General features: G+C 58.1%; 15 protein-coding genes. 3 read left to right on the top strand and 12 right to left on the bottom strand.

Annotation, left to right across the window (positions count from 1 at the left end; translation table 11 throughout):
- From J5276_RS23530 to J5276_RS23520, 3 genes are all read right to left on the bottom strand, one after another.
- A complete protein-coding gene (locus J5276_RS23530; protein WP_038495432.1) occupies window positions 1-951 on the bottom strand; it encodes an ABC transporter permease in 951 nt (316 codons plus the stop codon).
- 18 nt (window positions 952-969) lie between these two features.
- Entirely contained in the window at window positions 970-1938 is a 969-nt protein-coding gene (locus J5276_RS23525; RefSeq protein WP_004431345.1) for an ABC transporter permease, read from the bottom strand.
- A 171-nt stretch (window positions 1939-2109) separates the two neighbouring features.
- Window positions 2110-3675: an ABC transporter substrate-binding protein gene (locus J5276_RS23520; protein ID WP_174012431.1), complete on the bottom strand. Its 1566-nt coding sequence runs from the start codon at window positions 3673-3675 to the stop codon at window positions 2110-2112.
- A gap of 168 nt (window positions 3676-3843) precedes the next feature.
- On the opposite strand from J5276_RS23520, the gene J5276_RS23515 reads away from it, so the two are divergent.
- Window positions 3844-5331 (top strand): amidohydrolase family protein, encoded by a 1488-nt coding sequence (locus J5276_RS23515; RefSeq protein ID WP_111796645.1) that lies wholly within the window; start codon window positions 3844-3846, stop codon window positions 5329-5331.
- Between the two features lie 237 nt (window positions 5332-5568).
- On the opposite strand, the gene J5276_RS23510 is transcribed toward J5276_RS23515, so the two are convergent.
- The 7 genes from J5276_RS23510 to J5276_RS23480 all read right to left on the bottom strand — a co-directional run bounded on the left by J5276_RS23510 (window position 5569) and on the right by J5276_RS23480 (window position 13627).
- Complete coding sequence (locus tag J5276_RS23510) at window positions 5569-6723, bottom strand: porin (RefSeq protein ID WP_111796646.1); 1155 nt, start codon at window positions 6721-6723, stop codon at window positions 5569-5571.
- A 510-nt stretch (window positions 6724-7233) separates the two neighbouring features.
- Window positions 7234-9384 (bottom strand): bifunctional diguanylate cyclase/phosphodiesterase, encoded by a 2151-nt coding sequence (locus J5276_RS23505; RefSeq protein WP_209159675.1) that lies wholly within the window; start codon window positions 9382-9384, stop codon window positions 7234-7236.
- 340 nt (window positions 9385-9724) lie between these two features.
- Entirely contained in the window at window positions 9725-10660 is a 936-nt protein-coding gene (locus J5276_RS23500; RefSeq protein WP_065661913.1) for a 2-hydroxyacid dehydrogenase, read from the bottom strand.
- 24 nt (window positions 10661-10684) lie between these two features.
- On the bottom strand, window positions 10685-11416 hold the full coding sequence (locus tag J5276_RS23495; protein WP_004431334.1) for an amino acid ABC transporter ATP-binding protein: 732 nt from the start codon (window positions 11414-11416) through the stop codon (window positions 10685-10687).
- Entirely contained in the window at window positions 11397-12056 is a 660-nt protein-coding gene (locus tag J5276_RS23490) for an amino acid ABC transporter permease (protein WP_003505666.1), read from the bottom strand. The genes J5276_RS23495 and J5276_RS23490 overlap by 20 nt, the downstream gene beginning before the upstream one ends.
- Window positions 12053-12757, bottom strand: coding sequence for an amino acid ABC transporter permease (locus J5276_RS23485; RefSeq protein WP_004431329.1), 705 nt, complete (start codon window positions 12755-12757; stop codon window positions 12053-12055). Before J5276_RS23485 ends, J5276_RS23490 begins: the two co-directional genes overlap by 4 nt.
- Window positions 12758-12823: 66 nt before the next feature.
- The gene (locus J5276_RS23480) at window positions 12824-13627 is read right to left on the bottom strand and encodes a transporter substrate-binding domain-containing protein (RefSeq protein WP_004431321.1); all 804 of its coding nucleotides are present in this window, start codon (window positions 13625-13627) and stop codon (window positions 12824-12826) included.
- A 296-nt stretch (window positions 13628-13923) separates the two neighbouring features.
- Here J5276_RS23480 and J5276_RS23475 point away from each other — a divergent pair, with 296 nt between their 5' ends.
- Together J5276_RS23475 and J5276_RS23470 are read left to right on the top strand one after the other, a co-directional pair.
- Complete coding sequence (locus tag J5276_RS23475) at window positions 13924-14244, top strand: hypothetical protein (RefSeq protein WP_004431319.1); 321 nt, start codon at window positions 13924-13926, stop codon at window positions 14242-14244.
- Between the two features lie 157 nt (window positions 14245-14401).
- Window positions 14402-15424, top strand: a complete 1023-nt coding sequence (locus tag J5276_RS23470) for a LacI family DNA-binding transcriptional regulator (RefSeq protein ID WP_025594918.1) — start codon at window positions 14402-14404, stop codon at window positions 15422-15424.
- Window positions 15425-15485: 61 nt separating this feature from the next.
- Here J5276_RS23470 and J5276_RS23465 read toward each other — a convergent pair whose 3' ends face one another.
- Together J5276_RS23465 and J5276_RS23460 are read right to left on the bottom strand one after the other, a co-directional pair.
- Window positions 15486-16514, bottom strand: a complete 1029-nt coding sequence (locus J5276_RS23465; RefSeq protein ID WP_174012429.1) for a proline racemase family protein — start codon at window positions 16512-16514, stop codon at window positions 15486-15488.
- 10 nt (window positions 16515-16524) lie between these two features.
- The gene (locus tag J5276_RS23460; protein WP_111789967.1) at window positions 16525-18234 is read right to left on the bottom strand and encodes an aconitase X; all 1710 of its coding nucleotides are present in this window, start codon (window positions 18232-18234) and stop codon (window positions 16525-16527) included.
- Between the last annotated feature and the right edge of the window lie 50 nt (window positions 18235-18284).

The raw sequence follows: 18284 nt of genomic DNA, 5'->3' as shown, positions 1-18284 counted from the left end.
TCACCTCAGTTTCGGATTGAGCGCATCGCGCAGCCAGTCACCCAGAAGGTTGACGGTGACGACGAGCAGGCAGAGCTGGAAAACGGGAAACAACACGATCCACCAGGAACCGGAAAACAGGAACTGGTTGCCGATGCGGATCAGCGTTCCGAGCGACGGCTGGCTGGGTGGCATGCCGATGCCGAGGAACGACAACGTCGCTTCGGTCAGGATCGCCATGCCGAAGTTGAGCGTGGCGGCAACCATGATCGGCGTCAGCGTATTGGGCAGAATATGGTTTGCCATGATGCGGCGCGCGGGAACGCCGATCAGCTTCGCCGCCTGCACATAGTCCTTGCCGGTTTCGACAATCGCCTGGGCACGCACGGTGCGCGCATATTGCACCCAGGCGGAAAGCGCGATGGCGAGAATGAGTACGGCAGATGCGCCGACCTCGCGAAGATTGTCCGGAAGCATCTGTCTGACGACCGTGGAGACGAGAATTGCCACCAGAATTGTCGGAATGGAGAGCGTGATATCGCCGATGCGCATCAGGAGATTATCGGCAAAACCGCCGAAGTAACCGGCGACAAGCCCGGCAGTCATGCCGATGACCAAGGACAGCGCCACCGAGGCAACACCGATGACTATCGATATGCGCGTGCCGTAGAGGATAGCGGAGAGCATGTCGCGCCCTTGCGTATCCGTGCCGAGCAGATAGGGCCATTCGCCGCCCTCCTGCCACACCGGCGGCAGTTCGGCCTTCCACATGTCGAGCGACGCGCCGTCATAAGGGTTCTGCGGTGCGATCAGGGGCGCGAAAACGGCGGCGAGGATGAGGACTGCAAGGATCAGCGCGCTGATCTTGGCCGATCTGCTGTGGCTGAACGACCAGTAGAGATCGCTGTTGCGTATGCGCTTGATGAGCGACGGGCGGGCAGGTTTTGCCGTTTGCGGAAGGTCTGTGGCCATGAAACCGGCTCCCTTCGGTTAGCGCGCAGTGCGCAGACGCGGATCGATCACCGCATAGGCAATGTCGACGAACGTGTTGAGGACAACGAAGATGAAGGAAATGATGCAGAGATAGGCCGCCATGACGGGGATATCGAGAAACGTCACCGCCTGTATGAACAGCATGCCCATGCCCGGCCACTGAAACACCGTCTCGGTGATGAGCGCAAAAGCGATGAGCGAACCGACATTCATCGTCGTCAGCGTCACAACAGGCATAAGACAGTTGCGCAGCGCATGGCGGAAATATATGCGCCAGCGGGGAATGCCTCGTGCACGGGCGAACTTCACGAAGTCGGACCGCAGCACCTCCAGCATTTCAGCGCGGACCAGACGCATGACGAGCGTGATCTGGTAAAGCGAGAGCGCGATGGCAGGCAGAATGAGTGCGGCACGCCCCGATGAGGTGAGCAGGCCGGTGGACCACCAGCCGAGCTGCACGACATCACCGCGCCCAAAGGCCGGCGCCCAGCCGAGGCTGACCGAAAAGACGAGAATAAGCAGAATGCCGACAACGAAGCTTGGCAGCGAGACGCCGACAATCGACAGGAATTGCAGGCCCTCCGTATACCACTTTCCGCGCCTGATCGCCGTCAGCACCCCAAGCGGCAGGCCGACGACAAGCGATATGATCGTGGCCACCAGAACCAGTTCCAGCGTGGCTGGAAACCGCTCCGCGATCAGCGGCAGCACCTGCTGGCCGTTGCGATAGGAAACGCCGAAATTGCCCTGGGCGGCATCTTTGACAAACCGCAGATATTGCGTTGGCAGACTGTCGTTAAGACCAAGACGCTCACGCAAGGCGGCGCGATCTTCCTGCGATGTCTGCTCCCCCACCATCAGCTCGACAGGGTCTCCGGCAAGCCTGAAAATGAGAAATGCAATAAGCGCGACGGAAAGCATGACCAGAATGGCATTTCCCATACGCTTGATGATGAAAACCAGCATTGTAACCTCTCGGATGCAAACCCGTGGCCAAAAGGCAGGCAGGTTTGCCCATTTTTGCAAGAGACGGGGTACGGGCCGCATGCGCCCGTAACATTGTCAACAATTGCACCGGCAGCGGAGCATTCAGGGAGGCGTTCAGCGAAATGCCCAATGCCTCCCTGATATTCCAGATTACCTGCCGACCTGCGTCAGCCAGTGGCGCGGCTTGTTGTCGGCGCGGAAATCAACGCTCTTGACCTTTCCGAGCATGGCCCAGGCGATGGGCTGCTGGTGCAGCGGAACAAGCATCGTCTCGTCCTTGGCGATTTTCAATGCAGCTTCTTCAAGCGCGACACGCTTGGTATTGTCCTGCTCGTGTGCTGCCTGATCCACCAGCTTGTCGATCTCGGGGTTAGACCAGCCTCCATAGTTGGATACGCCCATCGCGCCCTTGCGGGTCGAGAGGATCTGCGACAGGAACGAGAAGGCATCGAGCGTGGGCTCGTTCGCCCAGCTAAGGTTGAAGACATCGGCCTTGCCACCATTGCGCTTGGGAGACTGTACCGAACGCGGGGCGATGTCGATTGTCGGCTGGAAACCGCCGCGTTTGAGCATGTTGGCAACGCCGGAGCAGATGTCTTCCTCGTTGATGCTTTCGTCATTCATGCAGGTATAGGTGAATGCAAGGTTCTTCATACCTGCATCGGCAAGCAGCTTCTGCGCCTTTGCCGGATCGGCAGGCTGGTAGGTATCAAGCGACTTGGCGTAACCCGCAATCTCAGGCGCAATAAGCGAGCCGGACGGTCTTGCAAGATCGCGCATGACCTTCTTGTTGATGAGATCACGATCGATCGACGCCTCGAATGCCTGGCGAACGCGAAGATCGTTGAACGGGTTAGGCTTGCCGTCTTCCAGCTTTTCGCGGCGATTGAAACCGATGAACAGCGTACGCAGCTCGGTGCGCTTCTTCACCGTGATGTTGGGCGAGGATTCCAGACGCGGCAGATCCTGGATCGGCGCGGAATCGATCAGGTCGATTTCGCCGGAGAGCAAAGCTGCAACGCGGGTTGCGGCCGAGGCAATCGGCACGAATTCGATGCGATCGAGATTGTGTTTTTTCTGATCCCACCAGGCATCGTTGGCGACAAGAACCGTCTTGCTATCGGGAACACGGCTCTCAAGCTTGAACGGGCCGGTGCCGTTGGTGTGCATCGTCGTGTAGCCATCGACCTTGGAAGCGAAATCGGTCGGCTTTTCGCTGTTGTTATCTTTCAACCACTTGGCGTTGAAGATGAAGATATTGGTGATGTCGTTGAGGAAAAGCGAGGTGGGCGCGGTGACGTTCAGATCGACGGTGTAATCATCGACCTTCTTCACGCCGGCGAAAACCGGAATATTGCCGCGCAATGGTGAGGTGGCATCCGAAGCGCGCGTGAAAGATGCAACGACATCGTCAGCGGTAAACTCAGCACCGTCGTGGAACTTCACACCTTTGCGCAGGGTGAAACGCCATGTTTTTTCATCAACAAGTTTCCACTCCGTCGCAAGCGCCGGCTCAATCTTGAAGTCCGGCCCGTAACGCACCAACCCTTCATAGATATGATTGAGAAAGGCGAGGTTGGAGGTGGAAGGCACCGAATACGGATCAAGCGAGTAAAGATCCGCGCGACCGCCCCAACGCAGGGTTTCTGCGTTTGCGGGAACGGCAATGGCGGCGGCGGCCATGGCGGCCAGAACGAAACTTCTAATTCGGGACATTTGATCCCCCCTTTTTATAAATCATTGGATAGCCGGCAGACCTACCGGCCGGACAAGGCGGAGTATTGTTTCGCACAGCCGTATTGTCAATAATATTGTTGACAATTATCGTATCCAAAATCACTGCGTTATGGATACAAGCTGCACGTCAATGAGGGAGAGGACGAAATGGGGAATTTTCTGCTGCTGCACGGCACGATGGTGACGGTGGATCGTGAAAGACGCATCATCGAGGATTGTGGCCTTGCCATTCAGGGCGACCGTATTGTCGACATCGGTACAGCAGCGCAGCTGGCGCCACGTCACACCGACAAGCAGATCATAGATTGCCGGGGAAAACTCATCATTCCCGGCCTCATTGACGCCCATGGCCATGCAGGGCACGCGCTGATCCGCAGCATTGCGGCCGACACCAACGCCATGTGGATGAAGGTCGTGACGCCGACCTACTATCACTACGTCACACGCGATTACTGGTATGCGGACGGCCTGGTATCCGGCATCGAGCGGCTTCGCGCCGGCGTGACGACAGGTGCCAGCATCATCACCTCGATGCCACGCGCCGACGACCCCGTCTTTGCCATCAACCACGCCCGCGCTTATGACGAGATCGGGCTTCGTGAAATCATCTGCGTTGGACCTTCCGGCCTGCCCTGGCCGCACCCGGTGACCCGATGGGAAAGCGGCTCTCCGGAGCGCCGAAATGTAAGCTTCGAGGAAATGATCGAAGGCAGCGAAGCCACGATCGACGCCCTGAACGGAACGGCAGACGGACGCATCAGTGTTTTTCTGACACCCTTTACCATCGTTCCCTCGGTGGAACCCTCCAACGCTTCAAGCCCCGACCAGGCGGTGAAACTGACGGAAAACGACCGCATGCAGGCGCGCCGAATACGTGAGACGGCCCGGAAAATGGGCGTCAGGCTGCATTCGGATGCATTTGCGGGACAAATTCGCATGGCGTTTCAGGATAAGGAAAATGCGCTTCTCGGCCCGGATATCCACCTCCAGCACTGCTGGGGCATCTCGCATGAAGAAATCGACATTCTGGCGGAAACCGGCACGCGCGTGACCCACGCCCCGCCGGGCCGCTCAACGCCGATCATGGAAATGATGTCCAAGGGGATTCGAGTCGCCATCACCACCGACGGCGCGGCACCCAGCCGTCACTTCGATATGCTCCAGACCGCCCGTCTGGCGCAATTCACGCAGCACCTGCTGCACAATCACGATCGCTACCTTTTGCCGCCGGGCAAGATATTCGAAATGATCACCATCGACGCCGCCCACGCCATCGGCATGGAAGATGAAATCGGTTCGCTCGAAATTGGCAAGAAGGCCGATGTCGTCATCATCGATATGCGCAAGCCACATCTGATGCCGATGTGGATGCCGGTGCACCGTCTTGTGCATCAGGTTCTGGGAAGCGATGTCGACACCGTTTTCGTCGATGGCAAGATGCTGATGGAAAACAGCCGGGTTCTGACGACCGACGTCGATGCGTCTCTCTCCTTTGGACAGGAAGAGGCACTGGCACTTGCCGCCCGCGCGGGTCTTGAAGCGCATATGCATGATCCGGGCTGGGGCCGTTTGCTGCGAACCTTCGAAGAGCCAGTGCACCCTCCCCAGCTACCCGCCGCGGTGCTTGGCCGGTAGTACGGAAATGCGGCCTAGAAGCTGGTCGACGCGTCACGCGCTTTCAATTGCCAGCAATGACATTGTTGACAAAAAGTCGTTCGGTCTTTCGTCAAAACAAAAACTCCCCGGCCTAGAGGGTTCCGGGGAGCAAACCTGACTTTCATGTCAGGAACTTTGACTGGATTTAGTTACTCACCCGCTAGAGAGCGGGGTGGATCTGAGTTATCTAACCCGGTTTAGGCTTTTTTTGATTTATTAGAAGCCGCGCTGAAGTCGAACGAGACCTGTCCATTGTTCAGCGACGAAATCGCGGTCAACATAAGTTGCTCCCACCTTCGCAGAGAAGCCGTCCGTGATCTTGTAGTCTACAGTCACGCCAGCGCGCAACTCGTCAGCATTGCCCCACGAATTCGTAACCTTGTAGGACTCAGTCAAATCGCCACCCGACACGTCTGTGCTATAACCTGTCAGAGCGGTGCCCGTTCTAGCCATGTTGCCGGAATATTGAATGCTTGGCGTAATTGTAAGTTTCTCAGAGGCTGCAATAGCATATTCCGCCGCTACTGCCCATTCAGACTCAGCGTAGTATGCATTCGCGCCGGAAGCCCAAACGCCTGCAAGACCCAGTTTACCAGGACCGATATCAGCAGTTGCGATCAGACGAAGAGCACCTTCTTCGAGTTTGGTATCGTAGCCGCCTATGAGTTGAAGCGTCGCGGCTCCAAATTTCGCGCCCAGACCTCCAGCAATACCGAAGTTATTGTCGCTCTCCCTCGCTCTTACACTGTAGACCTTACCGGTTATCCCGCTTGTTACCCTTCCTCCTGTGAGACGGCCGAACTGGGTTCTTGTACCTTCCAGTTCATCTACGGAAACGCCGGCCCAGAAAGAGCCTGCATCATATATGTAACGAGCGGAATTAAATTTCGCATTTGTGGAGAGCACGTCTGTCTCACCAGAAAGACCGTCATCCCACCAACTAGTGAACTTACCGACTTTGATACCAGCAAGCTCAATGAACGCTTGATCTACGAAAACTGACGAACCATCAGTCGACGAGACCGAGTTAGCGCCCCTATCGGCGTTACCTTGGAAACCAATATATCCACGCAAAGCGCCGAGTTCGGTGTCGGTGCGAGTATCAATATTGAACTGGGCGCGCGTGAAGGTGTCCCAATCAGATCGACCGGACTTGTCGCGACCGAAGTCGGTCTGAAAACGGACATAACCGTCGAACTTCAGGCAAGTTTCGGTGCCGGGGATGTAGAAGAAGCCGGTACCGAAGGCGTCGCAGACGCGAACATATTCCATGGGCTCGGGTTCGGCAGCGACGATAGCGTCAGCGGCCTGTGCGCCGGATACTGCTGCGAGAGCGGCAGCGGAGCCGATGAGGAGGCTCTTGATGTTCATTTTTAATCTCCAGTCAAAAATTTTTCAACGAATGCGCAAAACCGAGGACTGGTCTTTTCCCTGCCGCCCGCTTCTCTGCGCTGATCCAGCAAATGGCAGAAACTTCGGGAGATTCGCAATTTAAATCTAAAAAATCCAAATAAACTCAAAGCATACAATCAAATCACGTAGTAAAATTACAACAAATTAATAGTTTAATATACAATATATAAATGTTTTATTTGGTGATTTCGATATTTATTACTTAGTTATAGCGCAAATTAGTTCTAATATTTTTGAATTATAATACTAGAACAAACTTGCGCCCAATCCCGCAATCGCTTGGGAAAGGCATCAAGTTTCATGGATGAAGATGAGGGGATGAGGGCTTTTGATGCCGCGTGGGGTCGCAAGAAGGGTGATATAGCCGCACTCCCTCCCGACGCCACTATGCGGCAAAGACAGCGCAACGTGCCTTCCGCCAATTCGCGCCCGGCGAATCCGGTTAGAGGCCGGCCACCGAGGTGGGAATTATTGCATGTCGTTCGATAGACCAGCGGGGAAAGTCATCATATTCCCCAACATTGCGTCGATCGCATCCGCCTGCACCGGGCGGCTGAAGTAATAACCCTGCCCATAGGGGCAGCCGGCAGCGCGCAGAAACGCTGCCTGCTCGCCGGTCTCGACGCCCTCGGCAATGACATCGATGCCCAGAGACCCCGCAAGCTGGATCATGATGGAGACGATGGCGCTGTCCTTGGTTTTTTCCGGCAGATGGGTGAGGAACGACCGATCTATTTTCATGCACGACAGGGGGAAGGTCTTGAGCATGCCGAGACAGGAATAACCAATGCCGAAATCATCCAGTGCCAGGCTGACGCCCATCTCCTTGATGACGCGCATGATCCGCACGGATGTTTCCACATCCTGAATGATGAGGGTTTCGGTGATCTCGATTTCTAACAGAGACGGTGCAAGGCCGGATTGCGTGAGCGCAGACCTGATCTGCTCCACAAGGCCGCCCTGAAATTGCCTGGGTGAAATATTGACCGCCATTTTGACGGGCGGCAGCCCGGCATTGCACCATGCCTGGGCCTGAAGGCAGGCTTTCTTCAGAACGCTTTCCCCAAGTTCCACGATGAGGCCGGTTTCTTCCGCAAGACCGATGAATTCCGCGGGGCCGAGCAGACCTTCCACCGGGTGCTGCCAGCGCACCAGCGCCTCCACGCCGCTGATGCGACCGGTCAGAAGATCGACCTGCGGCTGATAGTGGAGAACGAACTCATCTCTCTCTACCGCCTTGCGCAATTCCTCGATGCGGGTGAACTTCTTCCGCAGATCGTCCGCCATACGCGGCGTGAAGGTTGCAATGCCATCTCGCCCGCTATGCTTGGCCTCATACATCGCAAGATCGGCCGCAGCGACAATTTCCGCCGTGGTTTCCCCGTGCTCCGGGAAAAATGCCATGCCAATGCTGCATGTGACCTTGATATCGTAGTTGCCGAGGCGCAGCGGCTGCGAGACCGCAGCCCGGATATGTTGCAGGCGGCTTTCGAAATCGTCCTTCTGCTTATGCAGAATGATGACGAACTCATCCCCGCCCACCCGTAGCACCAGATCGTTTCGACCGAGACTGCGCGAGATGCGCTCAGCCGTTTTGGACAACAAAGCATCGCCAACGCTGTGGCCGAGCGTATCGTTGATCTGCTTGAAATTATCGAGATCAAGAAAGCCGATGCCGACATGCCGCTTCGCTTTTGCCGATGCTGCCAGTATCTCCGGCAGTCTCGTATCCAGAAAGCGGCGATTGGGCAGCCGTGTCAGCATGTCGTGATCGGCAAGAAACGCGATATGTTCCGCCGCCCGTTTGCGATCGATCGCAAGACCCGCCATGCGCGCGGCGGCGGCGATGAACTCCAAAAGCCCCGCATCCGGTGTGCGGCCCGCCAACATGCACCAGACGAAACCGTGCGCATTGCCTTCGCTGGCGGGAATATCGAAACTGAAGGCCACATTACCGGCGGGATAGGTCAGGCTTTCGGGATCGCTGACGCTGGAGATGAGTGCTGTCACCCCCGCATGCTGTGAAAGCGCCGGTGAGGCATAGACCGAGGGTTCGCCGGCCGCGGCATCGAATACGCGAACAGCGCAGGCAAGACCCGTAGCGAGGTTTTCGATGGTTTTCACGAATTCTTCGAGAAAATCCTCGATACGCGCCGCCCCAACAATCATTTCGAGAATATGCGCCTGCGCCTGAAGCAGTCGCTCCGAGGCTTTCTTCTGGGTAATATCCCTGGATGCACCAACCACACCGATGATCGCGCCGTTCTTGTCCTTAAGCGGCACGCGCGACATCATCAGCCAGCGGTCGATATCGCCGCGCATTGCGCGTTCCTCAAAACCGAGATCCGGCTCTCCCGTGCGCATCACCCGCGCCTCGGTCTCTGGAATGCCGGCACGCTGCGCCGCATCGCCGTTAATATCGTAATCGGTGAGACCGATCAGTTCCTCGACTGTGTCGAAGCCGTTTTCGGTGACGATGGCACGGTTGGCGAAAAGAAAGCGGCCTTCCAGGTCCTTGGCGTAGATGAAATCCGGCACATGATCGATCATCGCTTCAAGCAGCGCATGCCGGTCGGATGGCGGCGCATCGGACTTCGTCCGCGGCGGCCGGTTCTGCAAGCGTGACTTCGGGCCTTTGGAACGCAACTATCCGCCTCGTTACTGTATAAGGAAGCAGAATAGTAGGATTATACATATTATATAAATATGAACGGCGGCGGGAGATTGAAGCGAAATGGCGCGACAAATACCGCGCGATCAGATTGTCGGCAAAGGGAAAACCTCTCCTGCAAGATGCCAGCCTTGAACCGACATTGAGCCGTGGCGCATCTGCGCCGTGAAGCAAGCTTTTCCCATTCAATACTTCATAGCACTGAACCGTGAGCTGCAGGAATTCGTAGTCAATCTCATGAGCTGCAACGGCTGCAGCGTTTGACTGCAACCGTCAATTGCTTATCCATCACACGACAGGTGTGGGGAGCTCTTTACCGGCAAAATGCGCGTCGAGATTGGCGAGAACCAGATCGGCCATGGCGCGCCGGGTCTGGTGCGTGCCGCTGCCGACATGCGGCGCGAGCGTGACGTTTTCGAAGGCGAAAAGCGCCTCCGGCACACGTGGCTCATCCTCAAAGACGTCAAGCGCTGCGCCACCGATCGTGCCACTCGAAAGCGCCTCGACCAGTGCCTTTTCATCCACAAGCGAACCACGCGCCACGTTGACGAGCACACCCTGGGGACCGAGAGCCTTCAGCACATCCGCATTGACGATATGACGCGTTTCGGCGGTGGCGGCGGCGGCGATGATCAACACGTCGCAATTGGCGGCCAGCGCTTCGATGCTGTCGTGATAATCATAGGGAACATCGCGACGGTTTCTGGCGGTGTAGGAAATGCGCGCATCAAAGCCTTCCAGTCTTTTGGCGATCGCCTGACCGATGCGGCCAAGGCCAAAAATGCCGTAGCGGCGGCCGGCCACACGGGTGGAAAGACCCATATCACCCTTCAGCCATTGCCCCGTGCGCACATGCTGGTCAGCCTGCGGCAGCTTGCGCGCCTGCGCCAGAACAAGACCGAGCGCGAGGTCAGCGACATCCGCCGTCAGAACATCCGGTGTGTTGGAAACGCGGAAACCGCGTCGCTTGGCTTCCGCCAGATCCACCTTGTCGAAACCGACGCCGTTGATGGCGACGATCTCGAGATTGGGGAGTGCGGCGCCGATATCCGCCGGCAGGCCGATATGGCCACCGGTGACGACGCCGCGGATTGCAGCACCCTTTTCAGAAAGGAACGCCGCCTTGTCTGCCGCCTCAAACAGGCGATGAACAGTGAAGCGCTGCGCGAGTTCTTCTTCCAGTGCCGGGATCAGCGGGCACAGTTGTACGATTTCAGTAGTCATGGATATGTCCTTGTGGATCAGGCGCTATTTCACATCGGCCTTGACGAATTGCCGGAGTTCCGGTGTTTGCGGATTGGCGAAGAGTTCTGCCGAGCGGCCCTGTTCCCAGATCTTACCCTTGTGCATGAAGATGGTTTCGGTCGCCACACGGCGTGCAAAGGCCATTTCATGGGTAACAAGGATCATGGTCATGCCACCCTTGGCGAGGTTTTCCATGACCGTCAGCACTTCCTCCGTCAGTTCGGGATCGAGTGCAGAGGTAACCTCGTCGAACAGCATCACCTTCGGCCGCATGGCAAGCGAACGGGCAATCGCCACGCGCTGCTGCTGGCCGCCGGAAAGCTGGTCGGGATAGGAATCGAATTTCTCCGACAGGCCGACGAGTTGCAGAACCTCGCGGGCAATGTCCTTCGTTTCCGACTTTGCCACGTCCTTGACGATACGCGGAGCGAGCATGATGTTTTCGCCGACCGTTAGATGCGGGAAAAGATTGTAGCTCTGGAACACGATACCGACATCGGTGCGCAGCTTGCGCAGCGCCGTGGCATCTCCGCCCAGCGCATGGCCGGCGATTTCGATGCGGCCCGAATTGATCTTCTCCAACCCGTTCATGCAGCGCAGCAGCGTGCTCTTGCCCGAGCCGGAGCGGCCGATGAGGGCGAAAACTTCACCACGGCCGACCGTCAGCGACACGCCTTTGAGGACTTCCAGAGCGCCAAAGCTCTTGTGAACGTTTTCAACGATTACTTCCGGCATGAAGCCTCCTTTCCAGCCAACGAGACAGCTGGGACAACGGGTAGCAGACGATGAAATAAAGCACGGCCACCGCGACGAAGACGCGAAACGGCTGGAACGTGGCATTGTTGATAAGCTGCCCCGCTCTCGCCAGTTCGACGAAACCGATGATCGATGCGATGGACGTATTCTTGACGACCTGAACGGCAAAACCGACGGTCGGCGGCAGGGAAATGCGGATCGCCTGCGGCAGGATGACGTAGCGATATTGCTGGGCGCGGGTGAGAGCCAGCGACTCCGACGCTTCCCATTGCTGCTTCGGCACCGCCTGGATGCACCCGCGCCAGATTTCGGCGAGATAACCCGACGTATAGATCGTCATCGATGCGCCGGCAGCAATCAGCGGTGGCAGTTCAAGTCCGGCAAGGCTTAGGCCGTAATAGGACAGGAACAGGATCATCAGCACCGGAATGCCCTGGATGACCTGGATATAGGTGCCGGCAGCGATACGCAGCGCCTTCAGATCCGAGGTGCGGGCAAGCGCCACGAAGAAACCGACGAGGCCGCCGCCGATGAGCGCAATGATCGTCAGAAGCACGGTCCATTGCAGGGCGGTGAGCAGGAAGCCGAACTCGTTCCAGCCGAAAGTTCTGAGTGTCATGACTGCACCTCCGGCAAGGCGGTCATCGTCTTGCGCGCCACGCGGCGGCCGAACAGCCACATGCCGACAAGGGCAAGGATGAGCCGCAGGCTGAGCGCCAGCGCAAGATAGATGAGCGTGACGACGATATAGACCTCGAAGGAGCGATAGGTCTGCGATTCCACGAAGGCAGCGGCGGCCGCAAGCTCATGGGTGGAGATGGCCGAACATATGCTCGATGCCAGCATCATCAGCACGAACTGGCTGCACAGCGAAGGATAGACCTTGGCGATGGCAGGCACGATGATGACGTGACGATAGATCTGATATTTGGTGAAGCCCAGAGCCTCGCCCGCCTCGATCTGCGACTTGTGGACCGCCTCGATGCCGGCGCGGATGATTTCCGTGGAATAGGCGGCAAGATTGATAGTCATGCCGATCAGCGCTGCCGTATCGGCTCCAACGCGAAAGCCGAGCCCCGGCAGACCGAAATAGACGATGAAAAGCTGCACCAGAAATGGCGTGTTGCGGATCACCTCAACATAGCCGTCCACGATAATGCGGACGATGCCGCCATTGATGGAACGCAGCGAGGCTAAAAGAATGCCGAAAGCGCAACCGAGCACGATGGAGAGGACCGATAGCTTGATCGTCAGCCATATGCCGCTCAACAATTCGTTCTGATATTGGGCAAGTGCGCCGAATTGAAATGTATAGGACATGCGTCACTCCGTGGACATTTCCCGGCCCGCCGGAATTTCTCCCGGCGGGCGCGTTGAATGGCTCAATCAGAAGCTTGGCAGTTGCGGCAGCGGACGGCCGGTCCACTTCACCGAGATGCGGTCGAGATCGCCCGACATCTTCATGAGATAGATGGAGGTGTTCAGCCACTGACGCAGCTCGAAATCCTCAATCTTCGTCGCCATGGAATTGCCCTGCTGGAAGAAGGTGAAACCGACCTGCAGACCGGCTTCCGGACGCTGCTTGATGATCGCCTCACCCACCGTGGACGGCAGGGCGACGGCATCCACCTGACCGGCAAGCAGAGCCTGGGCGCTGGTGGAATCGTCTTCGTAGACGACGATTTCGAGACCTTCGACATTGGCCTTGCGCAGCGCGGTTTCCTGCGAGGAACCGCGATTGACCGAAACGCGCTTGCCCTTGAGGCTGTCGAGATTTTCGAATTTCTGGTCCTTGCCGGAGATGATGTCCATGTTGAAGGCGCTGTAGGGCTGCGTGAACATGACGGTCTTGGCGCGTTCACCGGTCGGGGCGAGCGTCGCGACAAGGAAATCGACCTTGCCGGTCTGGAGCGCCGGAATGCGGGCCGGCGGCGTCAGCGGCACCAGCTCGACCGGCAGCGACAGGTAAGAGCCGATCAGATTGGCGACATCAACGTCGTATCCGGAAGGATTGCCCTTCTCGTCCACCATACCCATCGGCGGCGCGCCGGTGAGAACGCCGATTTTGACCTTGCCGCGCGCGGTGATCTCGCTGAGCGAGACGGCATGGGCCGAGGTGGTGGCGGCTAGCGTTGCTGCGGCAACACCGACTGCGACGGTCATGTTCTTCAAAAATCTGGAAATGCTCATGGTTTCTCCTCCAACCCTTTATTTGCCGTCCGCACGGGAACAGCGGCCTTTGCGCAAACCGAAAAATGTTCTCGATAACATTTCAACCCGATTTGCAAAAAACTCCTCCCAAGAATACGCGAAGATCCAAAACTGTTAGAATTCCCTATGAAATTCAATGATTTTGGCTGGTTATCGATTTTCCTCTGGTCGACACCATTTCGCGTTCTTGGCAGGATCAATAATGCATGTTATCGGTATCATTGCAAGTCCGATCTACAGAACTGTTGCATCGGGCATTCATTCGGGAGGGAACCATGTATACACGCTCGGCAATTTTTGAAGGCAAGATCCACGCCGGTCGGGAGGAGGAGTTTTTCCGCATTGTCGAGGAAAAGCTTCTGCCGGTCTGGAAACGCATGCCGAACGCGCAGGCCGTGCGCGTCATGCGCACCGAGCGTACGGACCCGGACGCGGCGGCCATCATTATGGTGCAGGAAATCGACTATCCGTCGATTGAGGCTGTGGAAGAAGCGCTGGTTTCGCCTGTTAGACTGGAAGGCCGGGTGCTGACGGACGAGATGATGAGCATGTGCGACGGGCGTTTCTATCACCTCGTCTACCGTCGCATCGCATAAATCCGGTGCACGCCGCACCGATCTGCAATCATGCGGCGTGCTTTCCCTTGATATCTTCGTGTATGTCTTGTCCTGAACCGGTTCTAATTCAGGGAGACATGCTTTGGTGGAGCGCACGCCCTTGGCCGCAGCGTTAGTCACGTCAAAAAAAGCAACCATGAGCGACGTCTCGAAACTCGCGGGCGTCTCCAAGATGACCGTTTCGCGGGTGCTGGCCGATCCGGCGCTGGTGTCTGAGGACACGCGCCAGAAGGTGATGAAGGCCATCGAGAAGCTGGGCTATGTGCCTGACCGGATCGCCGGTTCGCTGTCTTCCCGGCGCACCAATTTCATCACCGCCATCCTGCCGACGCTCACCAACTCCAACTTCGCCGACAGCGCACAGGGGCTCGCCAACGCGCTACGCGCCGCCGACTATCAACTGCTGATCGGCTATACCATGTACGATCTGCAAGAGGAGGAGCGCGTCATCCGCACCATGATGGAGCGCCGGCCAGACGCCATAGTCGTTGCCGGAACGGTGCATACCAAGATGGCGAGCGAAGTTTTGATGCGCGCCGGCATCCCGATTGTCGAAATCTGGGACGTTCCCGAACATCCCATCGACCATGCGGTCGGCTTTTCCAACTACGAAGTGGGAAGAAACGCCGCCAAATATTTAATATCGCTTGGATTTAAGAGAATTGGCGCACTGGGATCGCGTGCGGATGGCGATGTAAAGGACTGGCGCGGCGAAAGCCGTCTGCTCGGTTTTGGTGCTGCACTTCGCGAAGCCGGGATTGCCGACGACCTCATCATCCGCGAGGGCAGCGCCCCAGTCTCCTACGACCATGGGGCCAAAACGCTCGGCTCGTTGCTGGCGAAGGCGCCGGATGTCGAAGGCATTTTCGCGGTCTCCGATATTTCCGCCGTCGGCGCACTGATGGAGTGTCATCGTCGCGGCATTCATGTGCCCGAACAGATTTCCATCCTCGGCTTCGGCGATTTCGACATCGGTCGGCAATGTTATCCAGCGATTTCAACGATCCGTGTAGACGCCCAGATGATCGGCCGAAAAGCGGGCGAATTGCTGCTTTCCATATTGGAAGCGGAAAAAGGCGCTGCCGTTCCCGAAGGCGCGCGGGTGGATGTCGGGTTCGAGTTGATCGTGCGCGAGACGACGAAGCGGGTGGGCGGGTGAGGAGTTCCCTCCCTCATCCCTGTGCTGGTCACAGGGATTAGGGAAGTACGGTGTATCGTCCTTATCGAGCGCCCCAAGTGTCCGTCAGACGATATCCTTCCGGCCACGGATCGGAAGGATCAAGCATGTGCTGGTGAATGCCGGTGATCCAGCCGCGGCCGGAAATTTCCGGCAGGATGGCCGGGCGGTCGCCCACCGTTGTCGTTCCCAGAATGCGACCGGTAAAGGTGGAGCCGATGAGCGACACGGCCGTCAGCGTCTGGCCTTCTTTCATCTCACCGCGTGCATGCAGCACCGCCATGCGGGCCGAAAGCGCCGTACCGGTCGGTGAGCGATCCACCTTGCCCGGCTGGATGGCAACGGCGGCACCTGCCCGCAGGCCCTCAGCGGTGCGCTCTACCTTGCCCGCAAACAGGCAGAAGGAAAAATGACGCCAATCCGGGTTTTCGGGATGCTCGAAACCCAGAGCCTTGTTGGCCGCATGGGTGATGCGCACGCCGAGACGGGCAATCTCGTGCGCTTCATCCGGCTTCAGGCTGAAGCCCATCGCCTCGGCGTCGACGATGACGAAACTGTCGCCGCCATAGGCCGTATCCACCTTCAACGTACCGAGACCCTCGACCTCGAGTTCTACATCGAGGTTCGCGGCAAAGCTCGGCAGGTTCTGCACGAAAATGCGTTCGGCCTTGCCATTGCGGCATTCGGCACGCACCTTCACAAGCCCGCCCGGCGCTTCAAGCAGCATATGGGTTTCCGGCTCCTGCATTGGCACGATACCGCCATCCAGAAGCACGGTGGAAACGCAGATGGAGTTGGAGCCCGACATGGGCGGGGTATCTTCCGGCTCCATGATGATGAAGGCGGCATCCGCGTCAGGATGTTTTGGCGGTACCAGAAGATTGACGTGGCGGAACACGCCACCGCGCGGCTCGTTGAGCACGAAATTGCGCAGGGTCTCATCGCGGGCGATGAAACGGCTCTGTTCCCAGATCGTCTCGCCCGGCGGCGGCCTGACGCCGCCCACGATCACATCACCCACCTCGCCTTCCGCATGGGCGGAGATGACGTGAACTGTCTTGATACTGCGCATTTAGTGCTCCTCAGGAAAGCCAGGATGGAAGACGGGAAATAGCACGACCGGTCAGTGCGCTTTCAACACAGTCGGCAAGGCTGCCGAAACGCACTGCCCGGCCGCTGAGGCCAGGACCGTAGTGGGCGTACTTGCCCGAATTGGTCATCAGCGCGCGCGTCCTGGTCGGAAAGACCGGTTCGGAAATCGAGCACCAGCACAGATCAGGCAGTACCTGGACGCCACTGTCATGCAGGCGTTGCAGGGTGCCGTCCCGTTCTGCTGCGTCGATGACCTGCTGTCCGGCAGTGACGATGACGGCAACATTTGCATGACGCCTGCGTCCGTTGAAGGCGGACGCCAGCGCGCGGCATTCCTCCAGCGAGGCATGCGGGCTGCCGATGGCAACCAGTTGCACATCCTCTGGTCCCTCATTCAGAAGCGACCAGCCTGCGGCCATATCAGCTAGCGAAACTGTGACGGTTTCCGCCGTTTCGACCGGCTCCAGTCTCGCTTCCGGGGTGACGCCACCGATATGCAGCATGGGAGCCGCAGACGTGGTGCCGAAAGCGGCGCAGAGCGCCTTCAGATCATCCCGCGAAGGCTTTGCTGCGCCAAGACCGCGCAGAAGCGGAATGCAATCGGGGGCTGCCTTGCCAGCGAGATAACCGATGAGCGGCCAGAAGGCGTCATTGATATCCTCAGGCAAAGCGACATCGACAATGCGTTGCGGTCGGCGGTTTTCCTCAAGATAGACGCCGGACAATGGCGCCCTGCCCGTCAAGGCAATGCAGAGATCGAGAAAATCCGGATGTTTAGCCGTGCGTGCGCCGAGAACCGTATTTGCGAAAATCACGGCATTCGATTCGGCCCAGGCGATCATGTCGCCGGCCTGCGGCGCGCTGTCGAGCAGATATGGCGAACAGGTGAAGGTGGGGCGACAGCCCATGCGTACATAGGCATCTGCCAGCCTTGCGGCGGGATCGCCGAAATCCTCCGGCACGCCCTGCGCGCGCCAATGCGCCTTGTCCACCGAGATGGCGTTCATGGTCGTCGGCACGCGCACGCTTGCGCCCATCTCCGCCATCTTCTCTGCAAAGGTGAGATTGGCGGGGCTGGCATAGATGCAGCCGTCAATATGACCCTGCGTGACATCGACGAGCGCTGACGCCCCCTGCTGGGCGGCCATGGCGACAATGATGCGCATGGCCTGCTGCACGGCAATGCCGTCGCGGCCCTCGACCATTGCCCTGTCGTCATTCTTGAGATCGAGATGCGTCGTCGCAGGCGGCGCGATCGCGAGGGAAACGCCATCAGCCTCAATGGTATTTTCATCGATACGCACATGAGAGGCTTGAGAGAATTGCGCGAAATTCTCCGCGTCCAGGCGCAGTACCGGCAAAGGCTTGCCGAACATTTCCGAAGCGATCAGCGCGCCGAGCGTCAGCACGTCTTCGGCCTCGCAGAAGACAAGCGCTGAGGGTGCGCGGCCCGTCAGGATGAGATCGAGCAAAACGCCAGAACCGGTGCAGGAGCCACGGCTTGACGGCATGAACAGCACACCGCCGGTGAGACAGACGCCGTGCAGCGGGTGGTGCACGTCAATCACCTTGCCGGTGGCGGGATCGACACCGCCCCAGAAACTCAGCGCCTCTGTCGTGGCGATCACCACGCCTTCAGCCGCGCCCGGCAGGATGCTGCGCGCCTGAGGAACGGCTGTTGGCGAACCGGAAGAAGACATCGAAAATCTCCCCAAAAGCATTTCCAGTAAAAGTGCGTCGCGGTTTTGCG

The sequence above is a fragment of the Agrobacterium sp. S7/73 genome (assembly GCF_019355535.1).
GTDB classification, from domain to species: Bacteria; Pseudomonadota; Alphaproteobacteria; order Rhizobiales; family Rhizobiaceae; genus Agrobacterium; species Agrobacterium tumefaciens.
This window is presented reverse-complemented; position numbering and strand designations above follow the sequence as displayed.

Coding starts and splice junctions, on each gene's coding strand:
- J5276_RS23485 (WP_004431329.1), bottom strand. CDS start 12,757: ATGTCCTATACATTTCAATTCGGCGCACTTGCCCAATATCAGAACGAA.
- J5276_RS23480 (WP_004431321.1), bottom strand. CDS start 13,627: ATGAGCATTTCCAGATTTTTGAAGAACATGACCGTCGCAGTCGGTGTT.
- J5276_RS23520 (WP_174012431.1), bottom strand. CDS start 3,675: ATGTCCCGAATTAGAAGTTTCGTTCTGGCCGCCATGGCCGCCGCCGCC.
- J5276_RS23530 (WP_038495432.1), bottom strand. CDS start 951: ATGGCCACAGACCTTCCGCAAACGGCAAAACCTGCCCGCCCGTCGCTC.
- J5276_RS23510 (WP_111796646.1), bottom strand. CDS start 6,723: ATGAACATCAAGAGCCTCCTCATCGGCTCCGCTGCCGCTCTCGCAGCA.
- J5276_RS23470 (WP_025594918.1), top strand. CDS start 14,402: ATGAGCGACGTCTCGAAACTCGCGGGCGTCTCCAAGATGACCGTTTCG.
- J5276_RS23490 (WP_003505666.1), bottom strand. CDS start 12,056: ATGACACTCAGAACTTTCGGCTGGAACGAGTTCGGCTTCCTGCTCACC.
- J5276_RS23500 (WP_065661913.1), bottom strand. CDS start 10,660: ATGACTACTGAAATCGTACAACTGTGCCCGCTGATCCCGGCACTGGAA.
- J5276_RS23525 (WP_004431345.1), bottom strand. CDS start 1,938: ATGCTGGTTTTCATCATCAAGCGTATGGGAAATGCCATTCTGGTCATG.
- J5276_RS23460 (WP_111789967.1), bottom strand. CDS start 18,234: ATGTCTTCTTCCGGTTCGCCAACAGCCGTTCCTCAGGCGCGCAGCATC.
- J5276_RS23475 (WP_004431319.1), top strand. CDS start 13,924: ATGTATACACGCTCGGCAATTTTTGAAGGCAAGATCCACGCCGGTCGG.
- J5276_RS23465 (WP_174012429.1), bottom strand. CDS start 16,514: ATGCGCAGTATCAAGACAGTTCACGTCATCTCCGCCCATGCGGAAGGC.
- J5276_RS23495 (WP_004431334.1), bottom strand. CDS start 11,416: ATGCCGGAAGTAATCGTTGAAAACGTTCACAAGAGCTTTGGCGCTCTG.
- J5276_RS23515 (WP_111796645.1), top strand. CDS start 3,844: ATGGGGAATTTTCTGCTGCTGCACGGCACGATGGTGACGGTGGATCGT.